Annotated in this window: 27 protein-coding genes and 1 tRNA gene; 26 read left to right on the top strand and 2 right to left on the bottom strand. The window is 64.5% G+C overall.

Translation table 11 applies throughout. From position 1 onward, the window contains the following. Positions 1 to 25: 25 nt before the first annotated feature. The 26 genes from G6P88_RS05350 (at position 26) to proC (ending at position 18898) form a co-directional block, all read left to right on the top strand. Positions 26 to 331 (top strand): hypothetical protein, encoded by a 306-nt coding sequence (locus tag G6P88_RS05350; protein WP_165322207.1) that lies wholly within the window; start codon positions 26 to 28, stop codon positions 329 to 331. Then, positions 331 to 690: a hypothetical protein gene (locus G6P88_RS05345; RefSeq protein WP_165322205.1), complete on the top strand. Its 360-nt coding sequence runs from the start codon at positions 331 to 333 to the stop codon at positions 688 to 690. The genes G6P88_RS05350 and G6P88_RS05345 overlap by 1 nt, the downstream gene beginning before the upstream one ends. After that, positions 632 to 1342 carry a terminase large subunit domain-containing protein gene (locus G6P88_RS20200; protein WP_206335868.1) on the top strand — a complete coding sequence of 237 codons (711 nt, stop codon included), beginning with the start codon at positions 632 to 634 and terminating at the stop codon, positions 1340 to 1342. The genes G6P88_RS05345 and G6P88_RS20200 overlap by 59 nt, the downstream gene beginning before the upstream one ends. Continuing rightward, complete coding sequence (locus tag G6P88_RS20195) at positions 1339 to 2079, top strand: phage terminase large subunit family protein (protein WP_206335867.1); 741 nt, start codon at positions 1339 to 1341, stop codon at positions 2077 to 2079. Before G6P88_RS20200 ends, G6P88_RS20195 begins: the two co-directional genes overlap by 4 nt. Before the next feature lie 272 nt (positions 2080 to 2351). Next, the gene (locus G6P88_RS20190; RefSeq protein WP_206335866.1) at positions 2352 to 2783 is read left to right on the top strand and encodes a hypothetical protein; all 432 of its coding nucleotides are present in this window, start codon (positions 2352 to 2354) and stop codon (positions 2781 to 2783) included. After that, positions 2773 to 3144 (top strand): hypothetical protein, encoded by a 372-nt coding sequence (locus tag G6P88_RS05335; protein ID WP_206335865.1) that lies wholly within the window; start codon positions 2773 to 2775, stop codon positions 3142 to 3144. Before G6P88_RS20190 ends, G6P88_RS05335 begins: the two co-directional genes overlap by 11 nt. A gap of 183 nt (positions 3145 to 3327) precedes the next feature. After that, on the top strand, positions 3328 to 5292 hold the full coding sequence (locus tag G6P88_RS05330) for a portal protein (RefSeq protein ID WP_165322202.1): 1965 nt from the start codon (positions 3328 to 3330) through the stop codon (positions 5290 to 5292). A gap of 117 nt (positions 5293 to 5409) precedes the next feature. Then, on the top strand, positions 5410 to 6297 hold the full coding sequence (locus tag G6P88_RS05325) for a hypothetical protein (RefSeq protein WP_165322200.1): 888 nt from the start codon (positions 5410 to 5412) through the stop codon (positions 6295 to 6297). A gap of 12 nt (positions 6298 to 6309) precedes the next feature. Continuing rightward, positions 6310 to 7557, top strand: a complete 1248-nt coding sequence (locus tag G6P88_RS05320; protein WP_165322198.1) for a P22 phage gp5 family major capsid protein — start codon at positions 6310 to 6312, stop codon at positions 7555 to 7557. 70 nt (positions 7558 to 7627) lie between these two features. After that, positions 7628 to 8353 carry a phage adaptor protein gene (locus tag G6P88_RS05315; protein WP_165322196.1) on the top strand — a complete coding sequence of 242 codons (726 nt, stop codon included), beginning with the start codon at positions 7628 to 7630 and terminating at the stop codon, positions 8351 to 8353. 3 nt (positions 8354 to 8356) lie between these two features. Next, on the top strand, positions 8357 to 9784 hold the full coding sequence (locus tag G6P88_RS05310; RefSeq protein ID WP_165322194.1) for a hypothetical protein: 1428 nt from the start codon (positions 8357 to 8359) through the stop codon (positions 9782 to 9784). Beyond that, positions 9781 to 10008, top strand: coding sequence for a hypothetical protein (locus tag G6P88_RS05305; RefSeq protein WP_165322192.1), 228 nt, complete (start codon positions 9781 to 9783; stop codon positions 10006 to 10008). Before G6P88_RS05310 ends, G6P88_RS05305 begins: the two co-directional genes overlap by 4 nt. A 393-nt stretch (positions 10009 to 10401) precedes the next feature. Then, positions 10402 to 11658 carry a hypothetical protein gene (locus G6P88_RS05295; protein WP_165322189.1) on the top strand — a complete coding sequence of 419 codons (1257 nt, stop codon included), beginning with the start codon at positions 10402 to 10404 and terminating at the stop codon, positions 11656 to 11658. A 41-nt stretch (positions 11659 to 11699) separates the two neighbouring features. Continuing rightward, positions 11700 to 12275, top strand: coding sequence for a hypothetical protein (locus G6P88_RS05290; protein WP_165322188.1), 576 nt, complete (start codon positions 11700 to 11702; stop codon positions 12273 to 12275). Beyond that, complete coding sequence (locus G6P88_RS05285) at positions 12275 to 12664, top strand: phospholipase D-like domain-containing protein (protein ID WP_165322186.1); 390 nt, start codon at positions 12275 to 12277, stop codon at positions 12662 to 12664. The genes G6P88_RS05290 and G6P88_RS05285 overlap by 1 nt, the downstream gene beginning before the upstream one ends. 1 nt (position 12665) lies before the next feature. After that, complete coding sequence (locus G6P88_RS05280) at positions 12666 to 13004, top strand: hypothetical protein (RefSeq protein ID WP_165322185.1); 339 nt, start codon at positions 12666 to 12668, stop codon at positions 13002 to 13004. 30 nt (positions 13005 to 13034) lie between these two features. After that, on the top strand, positions 13035 to 13520 hold the full coding sequence (locus tag G6P88_RS05275) for a TIGR02594 family protein (protein ID WP_165322183.1): 486 nt from the start codon (positions 13035 to 13037) through the stop codon (positions 13518 to 13520). Continuing rightward, a complete protein-coding gene (locus G6P88_RS05270; RefSeq protein WP_165322181.1) occupies positions 13517 to 13684 on the top strand; it encodes a hypothetical protein in 168 nt (55 codons plus the stop codon). The genes G6P88_RS05275 and G6P88_RS05270 overlap by 4 nt, the downstream gene beginning before the upstream one ends. Beyond that, positions 13681 to 14091 carry a hypothetical protein gene (locus G6P88_RS05265; protein WP_165322179.1) on the top strand — a complete coding sequence of 137 codons (411 nt, stop codon included), beginning with the start codon at positions 13681 to 13683 and terminating at the stop codon, positions 14089 to 14091. The genes G6P88_RS05270 and G6P88_RS05265 overlap by 4 nt, the downstream gene beginning before the upstream one ends. An 81-nt stretch (positions 14092 to 14172) precedes the next feature. Further along, on the top strand, positions 14173 to 15420 hold the full coding sequence (locus tag G6P88_RS05260; RefSeq protein ID WP_165322178.1) for a phage head spike fiber domain-containing protein: 1248 nt from the start codon (positions 14173 to 14175) through the stop codon (positions 15418 to 15420). 96 nt (positions 15421 to 15516) lie between these two features. Continuing rightward, a tRNA-Val gene (locus tag G6P88_RS05255) sits at positions 15517 to 15592 on the top strand. 265 nt (positions 15593 to 15857) lie between these two features. Beyond that, positions 15858 to 16613, top strand: coding sequence for a TlyA family RNA methyltransferase (locus G6P88_RS05250; protein ID WP_165322176.1), 756 nt, complete (start codon positions 15858 to 15860; stop codon positions 16611 to 16613). Then, entirely contained in the window at positions 16606 to 17163 is a 558-nt protein-coding gene (locus G6P88_RS05245; RefSeq protein ID WP_165324910.1) for a TspO/MBR family protein, read from the top strand. The genes G6P88_RS05250 and G6P88_RS05245 overlap by 8 nt, the downstream gene beginning before the upstream one ends. Positions 17164 to 17221: 58 nt before the next feature. After that, on the top strand, positions 17222 to 17479 hold the full coding sequence (locus G6P88_RS05240; RefSeq protein WP_165322175.1) for an accessory factor UbiK family protein: 258 nt from the start codon (positions 17222 to 17224) through the stop codon (positions 17477 to 17479). A 95-nt stretch (positions 17480 to 17574) separates the two neighbouring features. After that, positions 17575 to 18087 (top strand): type III secretion system chaperone family protein, encoded by a 513-nt coding sequence (locus tag G6P88_RS05235; protein ID WP_165322173.1) that lies wholly within the window; start codon positions 17575 to 17577, stop codon positions 18085 to 18087. A 4-nt stretch (positions 18088 to 18091) separates the two neighbouring features. Beyond that, positions 18092 to 18898 carry a pyrroline-5-carboxylate reductase gene (gene proC, locus G6P88_RS05230; protein WP_165322171.1) on the top strand — a complete coding sequence of 269 codons (807 nt, stop codon included), beginning with the start codon at positions 18092 to 18094 and terminating at the stop codon, positions 18896 to 18898. Positions 18899 to 18900: 2 nt separating this feature from the next. On the opposite strand, the gene G6P88_RS05225 is transcribed toward proC, so the two are convergent. Both G6P88_RS05225 and G6P88_RS05220 read right to left on the bottom strand, forming a co-directional pair. Beyond that, on the bottom strand, positions 18901 to 19773 hold the full coding sequence (locus tag G6P88_RS05225; RefSeq protein WP_226946731.1) for a sulfotransferase family protein: 873 nt from the start codon (positions 19771 to 19773) through the stop codon (positions 18901 to 18903). Next, entirely contained in the window at positions 19770 to 20801 is a 1032-nt protein-coding gene (locus tag G6P88_RS05220; RefSeq protein ID WP_226946730.1) for a glycosyltransferase family 2 protein, read from the bottom strand. The genes G6P88_RS05225 and G6P88_RS05220 overlap by 4 nt, the downstream gene beginning before the upstream one ends. Positions 20802 to 20838: the final 37 nt, after the last annotated feature.

The raw sequence follows: 20838 nt of genomic DNA, 5'->3' as shown, positions 1-20838 counted from the left end.
TCGTGCGCAGCCAGTGGAGACGAGGATGACCGTCGAAATCAGTTATTTTGCCCGCGTCGCAACCGGCGGGTTGCCGATCGCCGCCGATCCTGGACAGGATGGAGCGGCATCGAAGGCGCAGAGCATTTCGATCAGCACCGCGCCGGTGTTGAGTGTCGCGACGCCCGACGGACAGACGGCGCTGAGCCTGATCGCGACCGAGGCCTTTCGGTACGAATATAGCCCGTCGGGCAGCGTGGCCGCGACGGCCTCGTCCAATTACGTGTCGGCGGGCGAGCGATTCTGGCTCGCGCCGCGCGCCGGGCATCGTTTCAGCCTTCGGACCGCCTGATGGCGCGGCGTCGCGACGCCGAACGGCCGTCGGCGCACGATAATGCGCTTGCGCCGTCCGGGACCGATGAAAGCTGTCCCGACCGCAGTGAGGGTGCGAAAGACCCGATCATCGATGACGAGCCGAGCGCCGATTTCCTGGACGAACTGCGCGCCAGCTGGACGCGTCATGGCGCGCGAACGATCGACAAGGTGCGTGCCGACCGGCCGCATGACTATCTCCGGCTGATCGCCTCAGCGCTCGCAAAGCGCTCGGAAGACGGCAGTGCGGTCGAGACACTTACCGATGACGAGATCGCCGATGAACTCCAGCGGATACTTGCCGCGCTTGCGGCGACGGGCGCTGATCCTCGCGCGTGAACTCAAGCGGCGGCGCGACCGTAATCGCCTGTCCCGCTATCGTCCTTACACGCGGCAGAGAGAGTTTCACGACGCCGGAGCGGTGCATCGCGAGCGGCTGTTCATGGCGGGCAATCAGCTTGGCAAGACGGTCGCGGGTTCATTTGAACTGGCGATGCACCTGACCGGCCGATATCCGTCCTGGTGGCGAGGGCGGCGCTTCGCGGAGGGAGGCCGCTACTGGGCGGCAGGCGAAACCCGCGTATCGACGAGAGACACGGTGCAGAAGCTGCTGGTCGGGGAGCCCGAACGGAGCGCTGCCTGGGGGTGCGGCGCCATTCCCGGGGAGGCCATACTTGGCATTCATCGGGCTTCGAGCGGGGCAAATATCCTGGATGCGGTGAGCGTCGCCCACGTGTCCGGCGGTGCCTCGACCCTGTTGTTCAAGACCTATGAACAGGGGCGGGCCAAGTGGCAGGGCGATACGCTCAATGCAGTGTGGTTCGACGAGGAGCCGCCGGTCGACATCTATGTCGAGGGGCTGACCCGGACCAATGCGACCGAGGGAATGGTGATGCTGACCTTCACGCCGCTGAAAGGCATGAGCGAGGTGGTGCGGATGTTTCTCGACGAGGCCTCCCCCAACTCCGATCAGGGAAAAGAGATGCGATGAGCCGCCATGTCACGCGCATGACGATCGACGATGCCGAGCATTACACGCCGGCCCAGCGCGCGGCGATCGTCGCCGCCTATCCGGCGCACGAGCGAAAGGCGCGGGCCGAGGGCATTCCGATGCTCGGGTCGGGGCGTGTCTTTCCGGTCGATGAGGATCTGATCCGGGTGGCTGCGTTCGAGATCCCCGCCCATTGGGTGCAGATCGGCGGGCTGGACTTCGGCTGGGATCACCCGACTGCTGCGGTGCGGCTGGCCTGGGATCGCGATGCGGACTGTCTCTATGTGATCGCATCCTATGGCCAGCGCGAAGCGACGCCGCTGATCCATGCGGCGGCTCTGAAGCCCTGGGGGGCCTGGTTGCCCTGGGCATGGCCACATGACGGGTTGCAGCATGACAAGGGGTCGGGCGCGGCGCTGGCCCAGCAATATCGTGAGCAGGGTCTGGCGCTGCTGCCGGAGCGGGCATGTTTCGAGGATGGCGGGAATGGGATCGAGGCGGGCATCGCGGAAATGCTCGACCGAATGCTATCCGGTCGCTGGAAGGTGTTCGACCATCTCGAGGACTGGTTCGCCGAGTTCAGGCTGTACCATCGTAAGGACGGTATTATCGTGAAGACGCGGGACGATCGGCTGTCGGCGTCGCGCTATGCGATGATGATGAAGAGGATGGCGCTTGCCGCGCCGGGCGGATTGTCTTCGCGACCCGTCGTCAAGATGGGCGGCTGGATGGCCTGACTGCCAAACCGACCCCCGGCGATGTCGCAGCTCGGCCTTTAGCAGAGCTGCTGTCGGCGGAAGGGGCGCAATCTCTGGAATGAGGAGAACTCCCGATGAACGGCGCTGCCGCACCAAGCCGCCCGAAGGCTAGTGTCGAGAGCGGACGAGACAGTCCGGTATCGTTACCCAAGATTCTGTTTCGGCCCCCTGCGGAGCGCGCACCTCCGCGCAGGGGATCGAGTCCCGCCAATCCCATGCCGCAGCGTGGTCGAACTGGATACGGGCCCGGTGTGACGGTCAAGCCCATGTCGTATGTGGAAGCGGCCCGGAAGGTCCTGGACAAGGCGGCGCTTGCCGCCGACGTCGCGGCCGTCGCCACTGCGGCCGGAGGGATCACAGCGCCCGCAGCGTTGGCGGCAAAGGGTCTCGGGTGGGTTGCTGAGGGGGCCCTGCTCGGGGTCAACGCCTATGATGCCACTGCGAACGGCCGGGCTGGACCGCTGTGGGCCCAACTCACGAGCTTCCCCTCCCGGCTTCTGCCGGGAGGCCGCGCGCTTCAACGTACGTTGAAGCTTGTCAGAGGTCCCGCCGGGCCTTTGCGCAACAATATCGGGCGATACAGGCGGTCGCACTTCGATAATGAGGGAGTGAAAGAGGCTGGCGATGTTTTTCGTGATCGCTATGTTCAAGCGCTCACGGACGAGATCTTCGATGATGAATAATTTCATCCATCATGCCAGCCGCATCGTTGTGCTTCCTTTTGCCTTGCTGGTGCGGGTCATCGGCCAGTGGACCGCCGAATATCAGAGCGGTCTGGATCTTTTGATCAAGGGTAAGGATTTCGCGGCTCGTATGGAGGGCTTCTCGCTGACGAAGCGCGTCGATGCGAAGTTCTTGCTGCTCGCCTCAATCCCTATTGTCATACCAATCTTCGTGAGAGAGCAGATCGGAAATTTTTCGCTGTTCAATGTCTTTATAGGAATTGGTGCAGTCTGGGGGGTTGTAATTTTTTCTCTGGGCACTCGTGCTTATTTGAAGTGGTTCTGCAATAATCGAGAATTGTATAGATGGGGCAGGCGTTGAGCGACTGCTCATGATTTTATCTATACATATTGATATCTTAATTGATCGCGACATCAGAGCACTGACGGCTTGATAAGGACGATGCTCGACGTCCTGTCGCCGCTAAGCCGCCCCCGCTAATCTCGCGTCCCAGCGACCCGCCTGCTGGCCGGCTCGCGGCTGCGCATTTCATGGGAACCGAAAATGGACGATATCGTCAAGGAGGCGGTGGAGGCCTTTGCCGCCGCCGAAGCGCATGAGAGCGACAATCGGGCGGCGGCGCTCGATGATCTGCGTTTCGCCAGGCTGGGCGGAGCCTGGCAGTGGCCAGACAAGGTGCGGCGGCAGCGCGAAGCGGAGGGGCGGCCCTGCCTGACGATCAACCGGATGCCGAGCTTCATCCGGCAGGTCGTCAACGACAGTCGGCAGAACAAGCCGGCCATCTCGGTCCATCCGGTCGAGCGCGGCGACGCGAAGACGGCCGAGGTCATGAGCGGGCTGATCCGGAATATCGAAACGATGTCCAACGCCGACATAGCCTATGACACGGCGGTCGATTGCTCGGCGACGATGGGGATCGGCTATATCCGGATCAACCTCGACTATGCGACCGACGACGGGTTCGAGAAGGACCTGGTCATTCGCCCGGTTCCCAATCCCTTCGCCATCTATGGCGATCCGTTCGCGCAGTCGTCGGACGGTTCGGACTGGTCGACCGCCTTCGTGATCGAGCAGATGAGCGAGGCGCATTATGCGCGCCGCTTTCCCGAGGCTGAGACAATCGACTTTTCGAGCTCGGCCTGGAGCGGGACGTCCGGATGGCTGGACGGGCAGGAGCGCAGCGTCCGCGTCGCCGAATATTGGAAGCGCGAGGAAGTGGTCCGGCAACTGGTCCAATATGCGACACCGGACGGCCGGATCGCGGTCGCGCATCTCGACGAACTGCCCCGGGTACGGGCTCTGCTGGGTCGGATCGAGACGATCGGTCAGCCGCGTCCGGTGAAGTCGTTCGAGGTGACGCAATATGTGCTCAATGGATCGGACCTGCTGTCCGAGCAGGCTTGGCCGGGACGGTTTATCCCGATCGTGCCGGTCTATGGCGAGGAGGTGAATGTCGAGGGGAGGCGTCATTTCCGCTCGCTGATCCGCGATGCGCGCGATCCGCAGCAGATGTTCAACTATTGGCGGACGATGGCGACCGAACTGGTGGCGCTGGCGCCCAAGGCGCCGTGGGTCGGCCGCCGGGGCGCCTTCGCATCCGATCCGCGCTGGGCGACGGCGAACAATGCGACGCACGCCTTCCTCGAATATGACGGACCGGAGCCGCCGATGCGCCAGCCCTTCACCGGGGTGCCGGCCGGCGAACTGCAAGCGGCAATGAACGCCGCCGACGACATGAAGGCGGTGATGGGGCTGTACGATGCGTCGCTCGGCGCGCGGTCGAACGAGACCAGCGGGCGGGCGATCCTGGCGCGGCAACGCGAAGGCGATGTGGCGACCTTCCACTTCATCGACAATCTCAGCCGCGCGATCCGCCAGACCGGCCGCATCCTCATCGACCTGATCCCCAAGGTCTACAATAGCGACCGCACGATCCGGGTCCTGGGGCAGGACGGTAAGGCTGCGATGGTGCGGATCACCGACCCCGATGGAACGGCAGATCCGGCCGCCGAGATCTATAATCTGACGATCGGCAAATATGATCTGACCGTGAAGTCGGGGCCGTCCTATTCGACCCAGCGCGAGGAAGCCGCGACGATGTTGACCGAGCTGGTTCGGGCCAACCCGCAGAGCGCCAGCCTGCTCGGCGACCTGATCGTCGAGAATCTCGACCTTCCCGGCGGCGAGAAGGCGGTCAGGCGGCTGCAGGCCGTCCTGCCCGATGCCGTTCGCCAGGCGGAGCAGGGGCAGGACCCCGTGCGCGATGCCGCCGCCCGCCAGGTCGAGCAATTGCGCCAGGCTTTGGAGCAGTTGGGCGGCCGTTTGCAGGCTGTGCAGGCCGATCAGCAGCGCGAGGAACGGCAATTGGACATCGCGGCTTACAAGGCTGTGACCGATCGGCTTGCCGCGATCGCAGGTCAATTGCCGGCGAACCTGCTTGAGATGCTCGTCGCCGAGACGTTGCAGGACGTCGCGCAGACGGCGGTTGCGGTGCCAAATGAGCCTTAGGCGGCGGGTAGCGGATCGCAAAGCATGATGAGCCTCGGCGCGGCACCGTGATTTTCGGCGATCTGCCGCATTGCTCTACGCCACCTGCTTTCGCCTGATTTCATTCGGGGAGTCCACATGATTGACGATGACATGACGTCCGGCTTGGCCGGCGATGAAGACGTGCGTCCGGAGATGTTCGGCCCTGACGACGATCCGGCGGAGGCTGACGATTTCGCGGAAGATGAGGATCACTGGTCCGATGATCCCGAGGGTGGAGACGAGGAAAGCGCCGCCGATGGCGAAGGCTTCGACGACGATGCCGACGCCATCGAGCAGGTCGAATATGAGGGGCGCGTCTATGAGGTGCCGGCGCCGCTGAAAGACGCGTTGCTGCGACAGGCGGATTATACGCGCAAGACGATGGCGCTGGCCGAGCAGCGGCGGGCCCTGGCGGCGGACCGCGCGGCACTGGAGCAGGTGCAGGCGATGACCGCCGAGGAACTGCAGGCAAGCCAGCGGCTGCACGATATCGAACGGCAACTCGACGAACTCGCCCAGCATGACTGGTCGACCGTCGATCCGGGTGATCCAGATCTGGCCGACCTTCGTAGGATAGTCGGCGAACTGGCACAGGAACAGATGGCGCTCCACCATCTCCTCGGCCAGCACAGCGAAGCGAAGTCCCTCCGCGAGCAGCAGGATTCTGCCAGGGCGCGTGAAGAGACCGATGCGATGATGGCGCGCGAGATCCGGGACTGGTCACCGCAGCGCCGCCAGATGCTGGAGGGCTTCGCCGTCGCCCTTGGCATACCCGACACCCATCTCGGCCATGCGTCGCCAGCCGAGATGCGCGTGCTCAACCTGGCTTTTCTGGGCGCCCAGCAACTGGAGCGGCAGCGCGCCGCCAACCAGGGCGCCTTTCGACCGGCGGCCGAAGTCGGCGGCGGTGCCGGCAGCGGCCCATCCGATCCTTCGCGCATGACCATGGCCCAGTACCGGGCCTGGCGCGCCAAACAGAAATAGGAAATCCAATCCATGGCAAACAGCATTCTGACGATCGACGTCATCGCCAAGGAGGCGCTGATGGTTCTCGAGAACGAGCTGGTCGCGGCGAAGCGGGTGCACCGCGGGCTCGAGTCCGAATTCGGCAATGGCCGCAACGGCTATCAGACCGGCGCGACCGTGACGATCAAGCGGCCGACCGACTTCACGGTTCGGTCGGGCAGTAACGCGTCTGTGCAGGACGTGGTCGAGGGATCGACGACGATCACCGTCGATCAGCAGAAGGGTGTCGACTTCGCCTTCACCTCGCAGGAACTGACGCTCAACATCAAGGATCTGTCCGAGCGGGTGATCAAGCCGGCGATGGTGCAGCTCGCCAACCGGATCGACAGCGACGTCCTCGCGCTGGCGACCAAGGTGCCGAACTGGGTCGGTACGCCGGGCCAGTTGATCAACAGCTTTCAGGATTTCGCGCCTGCACCGCAGCGTCTCGACGAACAGGCGGTGATGTCCGACGGCCGCACGGCGATCCTGTCGCCGGCCGATCACTGGGGCATGCTGGGTACGCAGACCAATCTCTACATCCAGGGGGCGGCGAACGACGCCTATCGCAAGGGCGACCTGGGCAGGATCGGCGGCGTCGACACCTTCATGTCGCAGAATGTCCAGACGCTGACGACCGGCAGCCGCGCCGGTTCGATCCTGATTGACCTGAGCATCACGGCGGCGACGATCGAATATACGGCGGTCAAGGACACGATGGTGCAGACGATCCACATGGACGGCTTTGCCACCGCGACCGACACGGTGAAGGCGGGTGAGGTGTTCACCATCGCCGGCGTCTATGCGGTCAATCCGGTGACAAAGACGCGGCTGCCCTGGCTCAAGCAGTTCACCGTGATGGCGGACGCGGTCTGTGCCGGCAGCGAGACCGACGTGCAGATCTATCCCGCTATGATCTGGTCGGGTGCGTTCAAGAATGTCGACGTGGTCGGGACCGCCGACCTGAACAACCAGGCGGTCAGCTTTCTGGGGTCGGCCGGCACGACCTATGCGCAGAACCTGGCCTTCCACAAGAACGCCTTCGCGCTGGCGATCGTGCCGATGGTCTCCCCGCCGGGCGCCGTGGACGTGGCGCGCGAGAGCTACAAGGGCGTGAGCGTCCGGATGATCCCGTTCTACAACGGGTCGTCGGATGTGAGCACCTTGCGGCTCGACGTACTTTATGGACTGAAAGCGATCGATCCGCGGCTCGCGACGCGCATCAGCGGCATGGCCTGACGGCTCGGGACCAGCAATCTGAAAGGCAGGGGCCGGTCATCGACCGGCCCCTTTTTCGTGGAGGACGATCATGGCGCTGACCTCCTATTCGGGGCTGATCGAAGCCTTGTCGGCGTGGCTCGACGGCTCCGATCTTGGTGCGCGGGAAGGCGATCTCATTGCGCTCTGCGAAGACGAGCTGAATGCACGTCTCGGGGCGGCGCTGCAGCAAGGGGCGGCGATCCGGCCGATGATCGAGCGGAGCGTGATCACCATCGACAGCGAATATGTCGACCTGCCCGACGGATCGACCATCCTGCCCATCTCGGTCGAGATCGATGTCGGAGGGCGGCGAAGGACCGTGGGGTTCACCTCCGCAGGGCGCCTGGCCGAACTGTCTGCCGCGAGGAGCGCAGAGGGGTCCGACCCGTCGGGCAATGGCGTCGAGACGGTTCCCGTCCAGTATACGCTGAGCGGCGGGCAGTTCCGTTTCCTGCCGGCGCCCGGTGAGCCGATCCAGGCAGTGTTCACCCGCTATTCGCGCGTGCCGGCGCTGTCTTCGGAGACAGCCTCCAACTGGGTGCTGGCCAATCATCGCAACGCCTATCTCTACGGCGCCCTGGCACAGGCGGAGCTGTTCGGATGGAACGATGCCCGCATGAGCAGCTTTGCGACCCTGTTCGCACAGGCGGTCGACGGGATCGTCGCGCTCTACCCTTCGCCGGCCGATCAGGCGGTACTGAGGCACGATCTTCCGCTGTCCGGCGACGGCCGTGGCACGTCCGGTGTGGTCGCCTTTCTGCATGGGGGCATCTGAGGCATGCGACAGATTTTCGGCGAATGGAAACCGGACCAGCCTGCGCATCTGCAGGACGGGCTCGTGCGCGCGCATGGTGTCGTGCCGATAGCGAACGGCTATGCGCCCTTGCCCTCTTTCTCACCGGCTCCCGGTGGCGCTTTGCCCGCGGCGTGCGTCGGTGCCGGGGCCTATCGATCGAGCGACGATGTCCACGTCTTCGCGGCGACGGCGACCGCGATCTACCGCTATGGCGGGGCGGGGCATGTGGCCATCAAGACGGGCCTGTCCTCCTCGTCGGCGGTCGGCGTGCGCTTCTGTCCGTTCAATCGGCTGATGCTCGCCACCAACGGCGTCGATCCGATCCAGAAGTTCGATCCCTCGGCACCGACCGGAATGACGGTGCTGGCAGCGAGCGCCCCGACGGCACGTTTTCTGACCGTCGTCCGAGGCTTCGTCGTCGCCGGCTATGCCGCCAATGATGCGTTGAGGGTGGCCTGGTCCGACAATGGCGATCCCGCCAGCTGGACGGCGGGAGCGGGCGAAGCCGGCTTCCAGACCATGGCTTCCGGAGGCGACATAACCGGCATGGTCGGTGGCGAATATGGGCTGGTCTTTCAGGAGAACCGCGTCGTCCGGATGACCTATACTGCGGATGACGCCATCTGGCAGTTCGACGAGATCGCGACAGATATCGGCTGCATCGCGCCGTGGAGCCTCGCCACTTATGGCAAGCTGACCTTCTTCCTGTCGAACAAGGGGTTCATGGCCTGCGACGGGGTGACCGTCGAGGCGATCGGGATAGAGACGGTCGATCGCGCCTTCCTGTCGATGCTCGACCGTACTTATCTCGAAAGGATGTCCGCCGCCGTCGACCCCCGTTCGTCGACGTACATCGTGTCGGTGCCGAGCGCGAACCCGGCGACGCAGGTCTATCTCTATCATTTCGCGCTGCGGCGGTGGACCACCGCAAGCCTGACGTCCGAGAGGATATTCCCGGCGTTATCGCAGAGCGTCAGCCTCGATGCCCTGGACGCATCCTATGGCAATATCGACGCGACCGGCCTGTCGATCGACAGCGCCATGCTGCGCGGTGGATATCCGTTGCTGATGCTGTTCGACGGCAGCCACCGGCTGGGGACGCTGAGCGGGCCGAACATGGCGGCCACGCTGGTCGATGGACTCAAGGAGTTCGTGCCTGGGAGAAAGTCCCGAATAGGATCGGTTCGTCCGCTGACGGATGCCTCGGTCACGACCGTCAGCCTGCTCGGCGCCGACGGGCTGGGGGACAGCCTGGACGAGACGGTTCATGGCGCCAGAACAGGTGCCGGTGTCCACCGGATGCGGCGCAGCTGCTGCTTCTGCTCGGTAAAGCTGTCGATCCCGGCGGGGGCCACCTGGACCTATGTCCAGGGCTATGACGTCGACGTGGTTGCGGGAGGGCGCGCATGACCCTTTTGCTCAAGGAGCAGGAACGCAGCCAGCAGGAGTGGAACCGGAAAGCGCGGGATGCGGTCAACATGCTGATCCGGCGGATGATGGGCGGCGGTGCGACGACGGAGCGGCCACCCAATCCGGTTGATGGGCAGCTCTTCTATGACCGCACGCTCAAACGGCCGCTGTGGTGGAATAGCGAGGAGGCGCGGTGGCTCGACGCGTCGGGAGACCCTGCATGAGGTTCGGTTGTGCCGGGGCCGATCACTGGGACGAAGTTTGCAACCTTCTCCTGCCGGCCATCAGGTGGGCTGGCGATCACAGGCCCGACGAGGTTCGCGCCGATATTCGCAGCGGTCGGGCGCAGCTGTGGATCGGCACCGACGACGTTCCGCGCGTCGCGGTCGTGACCCGGATACGCAGCAGCCTGCACGGGCCGATCTGCGAGATATGGCTGACCGGAGGCAGCGGGCGGCAATCGTGGCTGCATTTCCTGAAGATCATCGAGGCCGCTGCGCGAATGCGTGGCTGCGTGGCGATGGAGATCGTGGGGCGGGCCGGGTGGAAGCGGGTGCTGCCCGATTATCGCCAGACCGCCGTCACCCTCCGCAAACTTCTGACCGAGGACGAGCATCATGGGCAGCAGCAAGAGCAAGCAGAAGACCGAACCCTGGGCGCCGGCCCAGCCCTATATCCTGAACGGGATGAAGCAGACGCAGAGCGTGTTCGACGCCAATCAGCCGCGCCTCCAGGAGATGTCGAGGACGGCGCAGGACGCCTTTCTGGACGTCGCCAAGACCGCGTTCGAGATGCCGAACCCCTATGTTGGCGCCGCCCAGTCCGCCGCCCGCGATATTTTCGAGGGGCGGCGCGCGGTCCAGTCGGGCCAGCCTGTCTATGAGCGGCTGATGGCCGGCGGATCCGGAATGCGCGGCGGCGGAGACATGCCGGCCAAGCTGCCGGTTGGCGGCATGCCCCAGGGGGGCGATCCATCGCGCGGAATCCTGTCCAGAATGGCTGCCAGCAACCCGATTTCCGACGCGATCGCGTCGGGCGGGCGCAATCCGGGCGACGGCTATGCGCGGCGAACGGCGGAGGGCAGCTATCTGAACGCGCAGCCATCTGCGGCGCTCTATGCGTCGATGCTGGCCCCCGAGGCGTTACAGGGCAATCCCTATCTCGATAGCGTGATCGAGCAGAGCAACGCCAATGTCGCGCGGCAGGCCAACCGCATGTTCGGCGCACGGGGCATGGGCAGCGGCCTGTCGTCCGCCTTCGCCGACGTGCTGTCCCGGAACCTCGCCGCGAACGAAGGCCAGCTCCGCTATCAAAATTACAATGATGCGGCGAACCGGCAGTTGCAGGCGGCCGGCCAGTCCGACGCCGCGTGGAGCGGCGAGCGCGATCGGATGGGGGCCGCGACCGGGCAATTGTCGAGCAACCACGATGCGGCGCAGAGCAGAGTCCTGGAAGCCGCACGCGCCGACGCGCAGAACCGCCTCGGCGCCGCGCAGTCGCTGGCCGGCCAATATGGACAGCAGCAGGATCGCGCACTCGAGGCGGCCAAGGCATCGGATGCGGCCAATTCCAGCAATGTCGCACAGATGCTGCAGGCTCTGGGGCTGACAGGCGAACTGCGCAGCGCCGACTATACCGGCATCGCGCCGGCGCTGTCGCTGCTCAACAGTGCAGCCGACATTCCTTATGTTGGCACGGCGGCCCTCAATGGTCAGATTCGTCAAGCGTCGGACGGGTACAACACCGTTACCAAGACGAGCAGCCCGGGCATCGGTCAGCTGCTGGGTTCGGCCGCCGGCAGTTTCGCAAGCAGCTTTGGCAGCGGCCTGGGGACGGCAGGCGCTACGAAGTTCGGCGGCTCTCTCGGCTGGTAGCGCCATTCTCGCCCCGACAGTTCATTTTCGATGGAGGCATCATGCCCAAGTCAAGCGTGGCGGCGTTCGACGTCGTCGCCGCCAACAATAGCGACATTGGCGGCATCAATATCGCGGAGGGCTGTCCGGCGGCCGGCCTGAACGATGCCGTTCGGGAGCTGATGGCGCAAATCGCCGCCTGGCGCGATGGGCCGGTTGCGGCGCTGTTGCCGAAGAGCGGTGGCGCCATGACCGGCGCGATCACCGATCTGGGCGCGGAGTCCACGATCAAGGACCCGGGCGGGACTGCGCGGAAAATCGGCTATCGCAACGTCCCGCTCCGCAGCGCGTCCTCCAGCCAGACGCTATCGCTGAGCGACGTAGGGCAGCTCCTTTCGCTGTCGGCGGGGGACATAACCGTTCCCACCAACGCTACAGCCGCCTTTGCGCTGGGCGACGCGATCTCGATCTACAACAATGCGTCGTCCAGCCGGAGCATCTCTGGGGTGGCGGGGGTCACGCTTCGTCTCGCGGGAGCGACCTCCACCGGCAGCCGCACCCTCGGTGCGCGCGGCCTGTGCACGCTCGTCAAGGTCGGCACCGACGAATGGGTCGTCGCCGGCGCGGGGGTGTCCTAATGACGGGTCCTTTGCAGATGCTGCTCGCGCGGACCCCGCCGCCACCGGCGCCGACGTTGAGCGTCAGCGCGGCGGTGTATGGCGGTTCGGTTCCGGTAAACGTCTCGACGGCGTCCGGCACGAGCGATGCGCTGCCCGGGGGCGGCTTTCGCTATTTCGACGCGAACGCCTCGGGCGGATCGCCGCCCTATCGCTATTCGTGGAGCCGGCAGAACGGCGTCAACAAGACCGTGCTGATCGATCCCGATAGCGAGCGGGCGCGGGTCCAGTGGAGCGACATGGTGGTGGGCGAATATCAAAGCACCACCGCGCGCTGCGAGGTGACCGATGCCAATGGCGCCACCGCGACGTCGAGCACGATCGTCATCGGCTTCAACCGGGTCGCGTGAGATGATCACAACTCAGCCCGACTGGTTGATCCCGCTGCTCGGCGGAAACACTCTGCTCAGCGCGGCGCTGGGCTATCTCGTTCCGGCGATGGTCACGCGCCGCAAGGATGCAGGCGACCTCGCTTCGGATCTGCTGCGCCAGGCGCTGGAGCGGATCGACAAGCTGGAGCGCGAGAATGCCGAATGCGCCGAGAAGGCTGCGCGGCTGGAAAAGCGCTGTGACAGAAACGAGTTGGTCCTGCGCCTGACGCTGTCGGACCTCAGCGCCCGGGCCCCCGATTCGCCGACGCTGCGGCAGGCGCAGACGCTGTGCGGTCCCGCTTTCGCGGCCGGCGGCTGATCGATTTCAAATACGCATATCGGAGATCGCATGCCGGATTCTGCACTGGCCTGGATGGCGTACGCCCTGTCGTTGACAGGGGTGCGCGAAATTCCCGGCCCCAAGAACAACCCCGTGATCGTGGCATGGCTGCGTCGGCTCAAAGCCTGGTGGAGCGACGACGAGACACCCTGGTGCGGCACCTTCGTGGCACATGTCGCGCGCAGCGTCGGGCTGCCCCTGCCGAGACACTGGTATCGCGCCAAGGCCTGGCTCGACTGGGGTGTCCCCTGCGCACCCGCCTATGGCGCGCTGTGCGTGCTCGACCGGCAGGGCGGCGGGCACGTGTTTTTCGTCACGCGCGCCTCTCGTGGCTTTCTGTGGGGCATCGGGGGCAATCAGGGCAATCGCGTGTGCGAGGCCAAGTTCAGCCGGGACCGAGTGCTGGGCTGTCGCTGGCCCGTGGGGGTGCCGCTGCCGCAACCCCTGCCCGCTGGAGAGGATGGCGCGGATCGGCCATCCGAGGTGGAAGCATGATGGACTATCTTCGCTGCCGTCTTCGCGAGCGCGGCACATGGATCGCGATCGGCGCCGCCGTTACCGGAGCCGCCGCCCTTTCGAGCCCCTATAGCTGGATGGCGATCGCTGCCGGTGTCGTCGCGGCACTGTTGCCGACGCCCGGCGGAAAGGGGGCTGCATGAGGACGGAGCTTTTTCTGTCAGCGGCCGGCATCGCCGCGATCGGAGCGTTCGGCAGCGGTTGGTTCGTGCGCGACCTGATCGCCGACCGGGCCGAGGCACGGTCCGCAGCGAGGCTGGCGGAAAGCCATGCTGTGGCGCAGCGGGCGCTCGAGCGGCAATCCCGGGCCTTCGAGACCGAGCGCCGCACGCTGGAAGCGCTGCGTCCCCAGAGCCGCGCTCTCATCAGGGAGGCCTATCATGACATTCCGGTATCTGCAGATTGTGCTGTGCGGCCTGACGTGCTGCGCCTGCTCGAGGACGCCCGCGCCCGCGCCAATGCCGCCGCTGCCGGCCAATCTGGCGAGCCCGTGCATGGCGGTCCAGCCGGTGCCGCCGATCGACCCGGAGAGGGCCATCTGGGAGGCTGACCTCCTGCTCGCTTACGCCGAATGCGCCGGCCGACATCGCGCCACCGTCGACGCTTGGGGCGCCACCAGGAAAGATGAACGATGACCGACGACTCTAGCGGAATGCTGCCCGCGCGACTGAGCCATCCCGAGATGCAACTCGCCGGTGGGCTCGGAATGCCTGCCGGAGGCGGGCCGAAGCCGGTCCTCGATTTCGACTTCACGACGATCTCGACGCTCGACAGCCGGATCAGCTTTTCCCGCGCATCGTCGGCAACGCGGGTCAACGCGAGCGGCTATATCGAGACGGTGGCCGCGAACCAGCCGCGCTTCAGCCACGACCCGGTGACGTTGCGACCGCTGGGGCTGCTGGTCGAGGACCAGCGCACCAACATGCTGCTGCATTCGCAAGATTTCGGTTCGGCGATTTGGACGAAGACGCGATGTTCGCTCGTCACCACCGGCGCAATGACACCCAGTGGCGAGCCGGACGCTGTGAAGCTCGTCGAAAACGGGACGTCCGGCGATCATCTGATCAGCCAAAGCGTGGCCTTTACCGCTGGATCACACACACGCTCGGTCTACCTCAAGCCGGCCGGCCGAAGCTGGGCAAAGCTGGCGTGCGGCGGCATGGCGACGGCCTATTTCGATCTTTCGACCGGCAGCGTGGGCAGCATTTCCGGAACCGGCACGCCAAGCGCCCAGATTCAGCCGGCCGGCAATGGATGGTATCGCGTGTCGCTCAGCTTCACCGCCACGGCGGGGACGGTGTCGGTCTCTACCGGATGTGCCGTAGTGAATGGGAGCGACCTCTATTCGGGCGACGGTTCGTCGGGCTTGCTGTTGTGGGGCGATCAGCTGGAGGCGGGCGGCTTCGCGACGTCGTATATTCCAACGGCGGGTGCGGCGGTAACGCGGATGATGGATTTGCCGGTTATTCCTTCCGCCGTAGCTGGCCCGATACTGGCAGAGGGGCAGGGTTGTATCACAATAAACAGCGATTTTCCGCGGGCGGCGAATGGAGAAATTGTATGCGTCGATGATGGCATCGGCGCTAATTCTCTGGAGATTTATCGATCTTCGCTGACAACATTAAATTTCTTTGCAAAAGCAGATTCAAACGTTGTTGCAGACATATCCAGTTTTCCCAGAACTAGTGATCTGATCAGTGTAATTATCATGTATGATTGGGACAATTACACAGTTAACTTTGGTTCTATGGGTTCCCGATCAGGGTCTATATCAGGAACGCAATCTCTAAATACAATTAGGTTTGGTCAGTACAGAAGTCCTGGGTTCGCAATCAATGGGCACATAGCTAAATTTGTCTATAGCATGGCAAGCGCGTGAGGAGTGGAACTGCATGGCAGGTGCCGATAGGAGTGGAAAATGGGGACTCTTGCCTCTTGCACGCGCCGGAAAAGACCTTAAGGGCATAGCGGATAGGGGCGGTTAGCTCAGTTGGTAGAGCATCTCGTTTACACCGAGAGGGTCGGCGGTTCGAGCCCGTCACCGCCCACCACGTATATCAGCTGCGAATAAGCGCTTCAGATTGCTCTGACACCAATGAGCCATGAAAAGCGCATTTTTGTAGTAGTGTGGCGGGATCGAGCACCTTCCAGATCTTTTTGGACGTTATCGATCGTGTGAAGGAGTTCAGCGGCTTCCTTGTAAATGCCAAGGGGCTGCTGTTGAGCTGGCACCTTTTGCCGCTTGGTCGGGTGCAAAGGTTCGTTGGACGGAGAATTGTCTGTCCGGCGGAATTCCGATCTGTTGTTGGAACTGGGATGACCACAATTCGCGCCGACCAGTTGCTCGTAGATCGCGGTCTCGTCGAGAGCCGGTCGCGTGCGCAGGCGGTTATCCTGGCCGGGCTTGTCTTTTCCGGTGAGCGGAAGATCGAGAAGGCGGGGCAGGCGCTGAAGGCCGATGCGCCGATCGAGCTGCGCGGGCGTGATCATCCCTGGGTGTCGCGGGGCGGGGTCAAGCTGGCGCATGGCCTTACCCATTTCGGCTGGTCGCCCGAGGGGGCGATAGCGATCGATGTCGGCTCGTCGACGGGCGGCTTTACCGATGTGTTGCTGGCCGGAGGTGCCACGCGCGTCTATGCGGTCGATTCCGGGACGAACCAGCTGGCGTGGAAGCTGCGGTCCGATCCGCGCGTCGTCGTGCTGGAGCAGACCAACGCCCGGCATCTGACAGCCGACCATATCCCCGAGCCGATCGACATCGTCGTATGCGATGCCAGCTTCATCTCGCTCGCGAAGGTGCTGCCGGCGGCGCTGTCCTTCGTCCGGCCGGGCGGTCGGCTCGTAGCGCTGATCAAGCCGCAATTCGAGGCCGGTCGCGAGGAGGTGGGCAAGGGCGGGGTGATCAGGGATAGCGCCGTCCATGAGCGCGTTTGTGCCGAGGTCCGCGCGTGGGTCGATGCGCAGGGCTGGGTCGTCGAGGGAATCGAGCGCAGCCCGATCACCGGTCCCGAGGGCAATGTCGAATTTCTGATCGGCGCGACCCGTGCCGGCGAGGAGCAGAATGATGGGTGAGATTGCGTCGGCGGGCCAGTTGCGGATGTCTTGGATACGCTGGGCGCTGGTCACGGTGCCCGCGATCGTCCTGCTCGGTACCATATCCGGCCGGGGATCGGGGGCGGGCATGGGCAATCCGTGGTATGACATGCTGGAAAAGCCGGCCCTGATGCCGCCTGGCTGGGCCTTTGGGCTGGCGTGGACGATCCTCTACGTCCTTATGGGTGTCGCATTCTCGATGATCCTCAATGCGCGTGGCGCCAAAGGCAGGGGCGTCGCGATCGCCCTGTTCTTGATCCAACTGGCGCTGAACCTGGCCTGGTCGCCGGTCTTTTTCGCGATGTACCGGATCATGCTCGCCTTCGGGCTGATCCTGTTCATCTTCCTATGGGCGTCGGCCGCGACCTGGCTGTTCTGGCGGATTCGGCCGGTCGCGGGCATATTGATGCTGCCTTATCTGGGCTGGCTCGTCTTTGCCGGTACGCTCAACTGGCAGATCCACGAACTCAATCCGAGCGGCGGCGCCCTTGTTTCAAATGGCGGTACCACCCAGATAGTCATAGAGTGATGCCGCGACGCGCGGTTTGGAATGATGCCGCGTTGCGCGGTCTGGCGAGGAATTGATCATGCAGTCTGAAAACCGCCTCTTCGACGATTTCGTCAAGCTGATGAACGGCGCGGCGGGTACGCTGGCCGGCGTCGGCCGCGAAGCCGAGTCCGCTTTCAAGGAGCGGACGCGCGAGTGGATTGCGGGCATGGACTTCGTAAGCCGCGAGGAATTCGAGGCTGTGAAGGCGATGGCGGCCGCAGCGCGCGACGAAGCCGAGGAGCTTAAGGCGCGCATCGCCGCGCTGGAGGCGGCTGCCGGTACGGCAAAGCCCTGACAGCTATCCACAGCTTTATGACCCTTGCGGGTTGAACTGAACGGCATTCCGAGCCACGGAGTGACCCTCTGGTGGGCAACGGAGTACAGCCCCTGATGGACGTCGATGATTTCGAGTCCGCGCGAGACGCAAGCGCGCCGATCGATATGCTCGAACATTATTTCTCTGCGCGTGGATGGGATTATCAGCGTGCGGGCGATGAAGAGATCGTAGCGCAGTTCCAGGGGAGCTGGGCGCAATATGAGCTGCGCGCCGTCTGGCGCGAAGAAGACCGCGTCCTGCAGTTTCTCGTCCTGCCCGATATTCGCGTGACCGCCGACAAGCGGGGCGCGATGTATGAGACGATGGGGCTGATCAACGAACAGCTCTGGCTTGGCCATTTCGAGATGTGGACCAGTTCGTCGATGGTGCTGTTCCGCCATGCGGCGCTGCTCGACAGCCAGTCGGGCGATGCGACGCTGGGTCTCGACCAGGCCGAGACGCTGATCGAGGCGGGCATCGACGAGTGCGAACGCTTCTATCCGGTGTTCCAGTTCGTGCTGTGGAGCGACAAGACGCCGCAGGAAGCGATCGCGGCCGCTATGATCGATACGCAGGGCGAGGCCTGACGCCATGGCGACGACGAAGAGTCTATGGCTCGTCGGCGCCGGCAATATGGGCGGGGCGATGCTGCGCGGCTGGCTGGCAGCGGGCTTCGACGGGAAGATCACGGTGATCGATCCGTTTGTTCCGGAGGTTCCGGCGGGCGTCGATCTGTTCCGTGAGCTGCCGACGACGGGCGACGGGCCCGACATTCTCGTGCTGGCGGTCAAGCCGCAGCAGCTGGATGCGGTGACGCCAAGCTTCTCGGACAAGCAGCGCTCTCCGCGCCTGCTGCTGTCGATTCTTGCCGGTGTCGAGACCAGGACGCTGAGCGACGGTTTTGGAGCGGCATCCACGGTGCGCGCCATGCCCAACCTTCCCGTGTCGATCGGCGAAGGCGTGACCGCGCTCTATTCGGCCGATGCACCGGACGCCATCCGTGCCGAAGCGGCGGCGCTCGTCGCGCCCCTCGGGCTGGTCGAGTGGATCGGCGACGAGGCGCTGTTCGATGCCGTCACCGCCCTGTCGGGTTGTGGTCCCGGCTTTCTGTTCCGTTTCATCGAGGCGATGGCGCAGGCGGGCGAAGCTCTGGGCCTGCCCGCCGATCAGGCGCTCAGGCTTGCCACAGCGACGGTCAAGGGATCGGGGCTGCTCGCGGCGGCGTCCGAGGAAGGGCCGGACGTGCTGGCCGACCGTGTCGCCAGCCCTGGCGGCAGCACGCGCGAAGGGCTCAACGTCCTGGATGCCGATGACAGGCTGAGGGCGCTGCTACGCGAAACACTCGCCGCATCCGCGAAGCGCAACGCCGAAATGGCCGCCGCCGCGCGCAAGGCCTGAGGTCAGGCCCAGTCGAGGGGTTTTTCCTTCACGACGCTGACGAAATTTGCGCAATCGAGTCGACAGCCCAGCATTTCCCCCAATGAATCAAGGTCAGGATCGAAGGTTCGGGCGAGGCTGGTGCGGGCCTCTGCGGAAACTGTAGGCCGGGCGGGCATCTGCCAGCGGCGCTTGACTCGATCGCGGACGGACTGCGGAATCATCGTTCGGCGTATCGTCGCCAGGAGCGGATGATCAACGATGCGGTCGCGCCAAGGGGCGTCGCGCAACCGCAGGCCCGATGCATTGCGTGATGCGAGATCGGCCTGCCAGGAAACAGGGCCCCCAAGCCCGATGAAGGCGGCAGCTCGCTCCAGTTCCTGTTGCGGATGCGCGGCCAACCGCTCCGTGAAGAGCGGCAGAATAGCATGCTTGCCGAAGGCATCGATCCAGGGGCGCAACTGCATGGCGTATCGGCCATAATCGACGAGCTCGGGGCGGCTGGCGATCGCCTGTTCGAGCGGTTCGTCGACGCCGTTTTCCAGCCAGAGATGGCTGTAGTGGGAGATGAGCCGCTCGACCGGATGGCGCATCACATAGATGAGGCGCGGCGCAGCGAGCGTTGCCTTGGCGCGAGATACGGTCAGCGGAAGATCGGGCAGCTTCGTATAATGGGTGCTCGCTTCGCCAAGGAGTGCGCCATCGGGGGCGGCTGCGAAGAGGCTGCAATACCAATCGATCCCGCGTTGCCACTGCGCGTCGTCACTGAAGAAATTGGGCTCCTTCGGCGTCGCCATGAAGATGCCGGGCTGTGCGCCAAGCTGCGCATGCAGCGTACTCGTCGCCGCCTTCATCGCGCCGATAATCAGGAAATGGGGAAGCCCGGTGTCGGTCAAGCCGCCACCTTGGACGGGCGGTACATGAGTCCGCCTGGGCCATAATGATACGTCAGGAAGTCTAGCCAGAGCCTCGGCGGATCGTGGCGTGGGCGTCCACGCACGGCGGCGATCAGGCGACCGAGCGGATGAGCGACCAGCCATAGCAGATTGGCGAGATGGGTTGCAGCCACGCCATGACGGCGCAGGAAGAAACGCGCGCGCGAGGCGAACCAGTAGCGGGGGCGGCGCTTCGGGCAGGCTTCGGTGAAGCCGGTCGCCTGTCCACCGAGATGCACGATGACGCTGTCGGGCACGTGCCAAGCCTCGAAGCCGGCGTCGGCGGCGCGAGCGCAGAAGTCGGTCTCCTCGAAATAGAGGAAGTAGCCGCTGTCGAAGAGGCCGATCCTCTCGAACACCGCGCCACGGATCATCAGGCTGGAGCCCGACAGCCACTCGGCCCGATATGGTTCATCGGACAGTGGCAGGGCCACGTCGAACCTGCCGAGACGTTTGCGCAATGGACCGAAGTCCAGTTCGCACAGCAGTTCGCTCAGCGGACTGTGGAAGCGAAAGGCGCTGTGGCGGATGGATCCGTCCGGGCGGAGGCAGCGACCTCCCGCTAGCCCCGCGTCCGGCTGGCTGTCCATGAAGTCGACCAGCGCTGTCAGGGCATTTGGACGCGCGACCGTATCCGGATTCAACAGCCAGATGAAGTGGGGTAGGCCTGCCCCTTCGGCGCGCTCCCTATAGGCGCGCAGGCCTGCATTGTTGCCCGCAGCAAAGCCTTGATTGTCGGGCAGCGCGATGAGCCGGCAGCATCCGTCTGCGCCGAGCTTCGTAACTCCCTGCGCCAATTGCTCGGCTGACCCGTCGCCCGATCCATTGTCGACGATGCAGATTTCCGCGTCGCCGCGCGCTCGGACCTCGGGCAAAATGGCTTCCACCGCCTGCAGCGTCAGCCCGGCCGTGCGGTAGTTGACGATGAGCACCAGGATCGGCGCGACCGGCATGGCTCGACGGTCCCCTAAGCCATCGTCGCTCGACATGAGCGGCGATTGCCGAACAGATGCCCGGCAATCCCCG

It is taken from the genome of Rhizorhabdus phycosphaerae (genome assembly GCF_011044255.1).
Classification (GTDB): Bacteria; Pseudomonadota; Alphaproteobacteria; order Sphingomonadales; family Sphingomonadaceae; genus Rhizorhabdus; species Rhizorhabdus phycosphaerae.
Note: the sequence above shows the minus strand (reverse complement) of the source record. Positions and strands in the feature narration are given on the sequence as shown.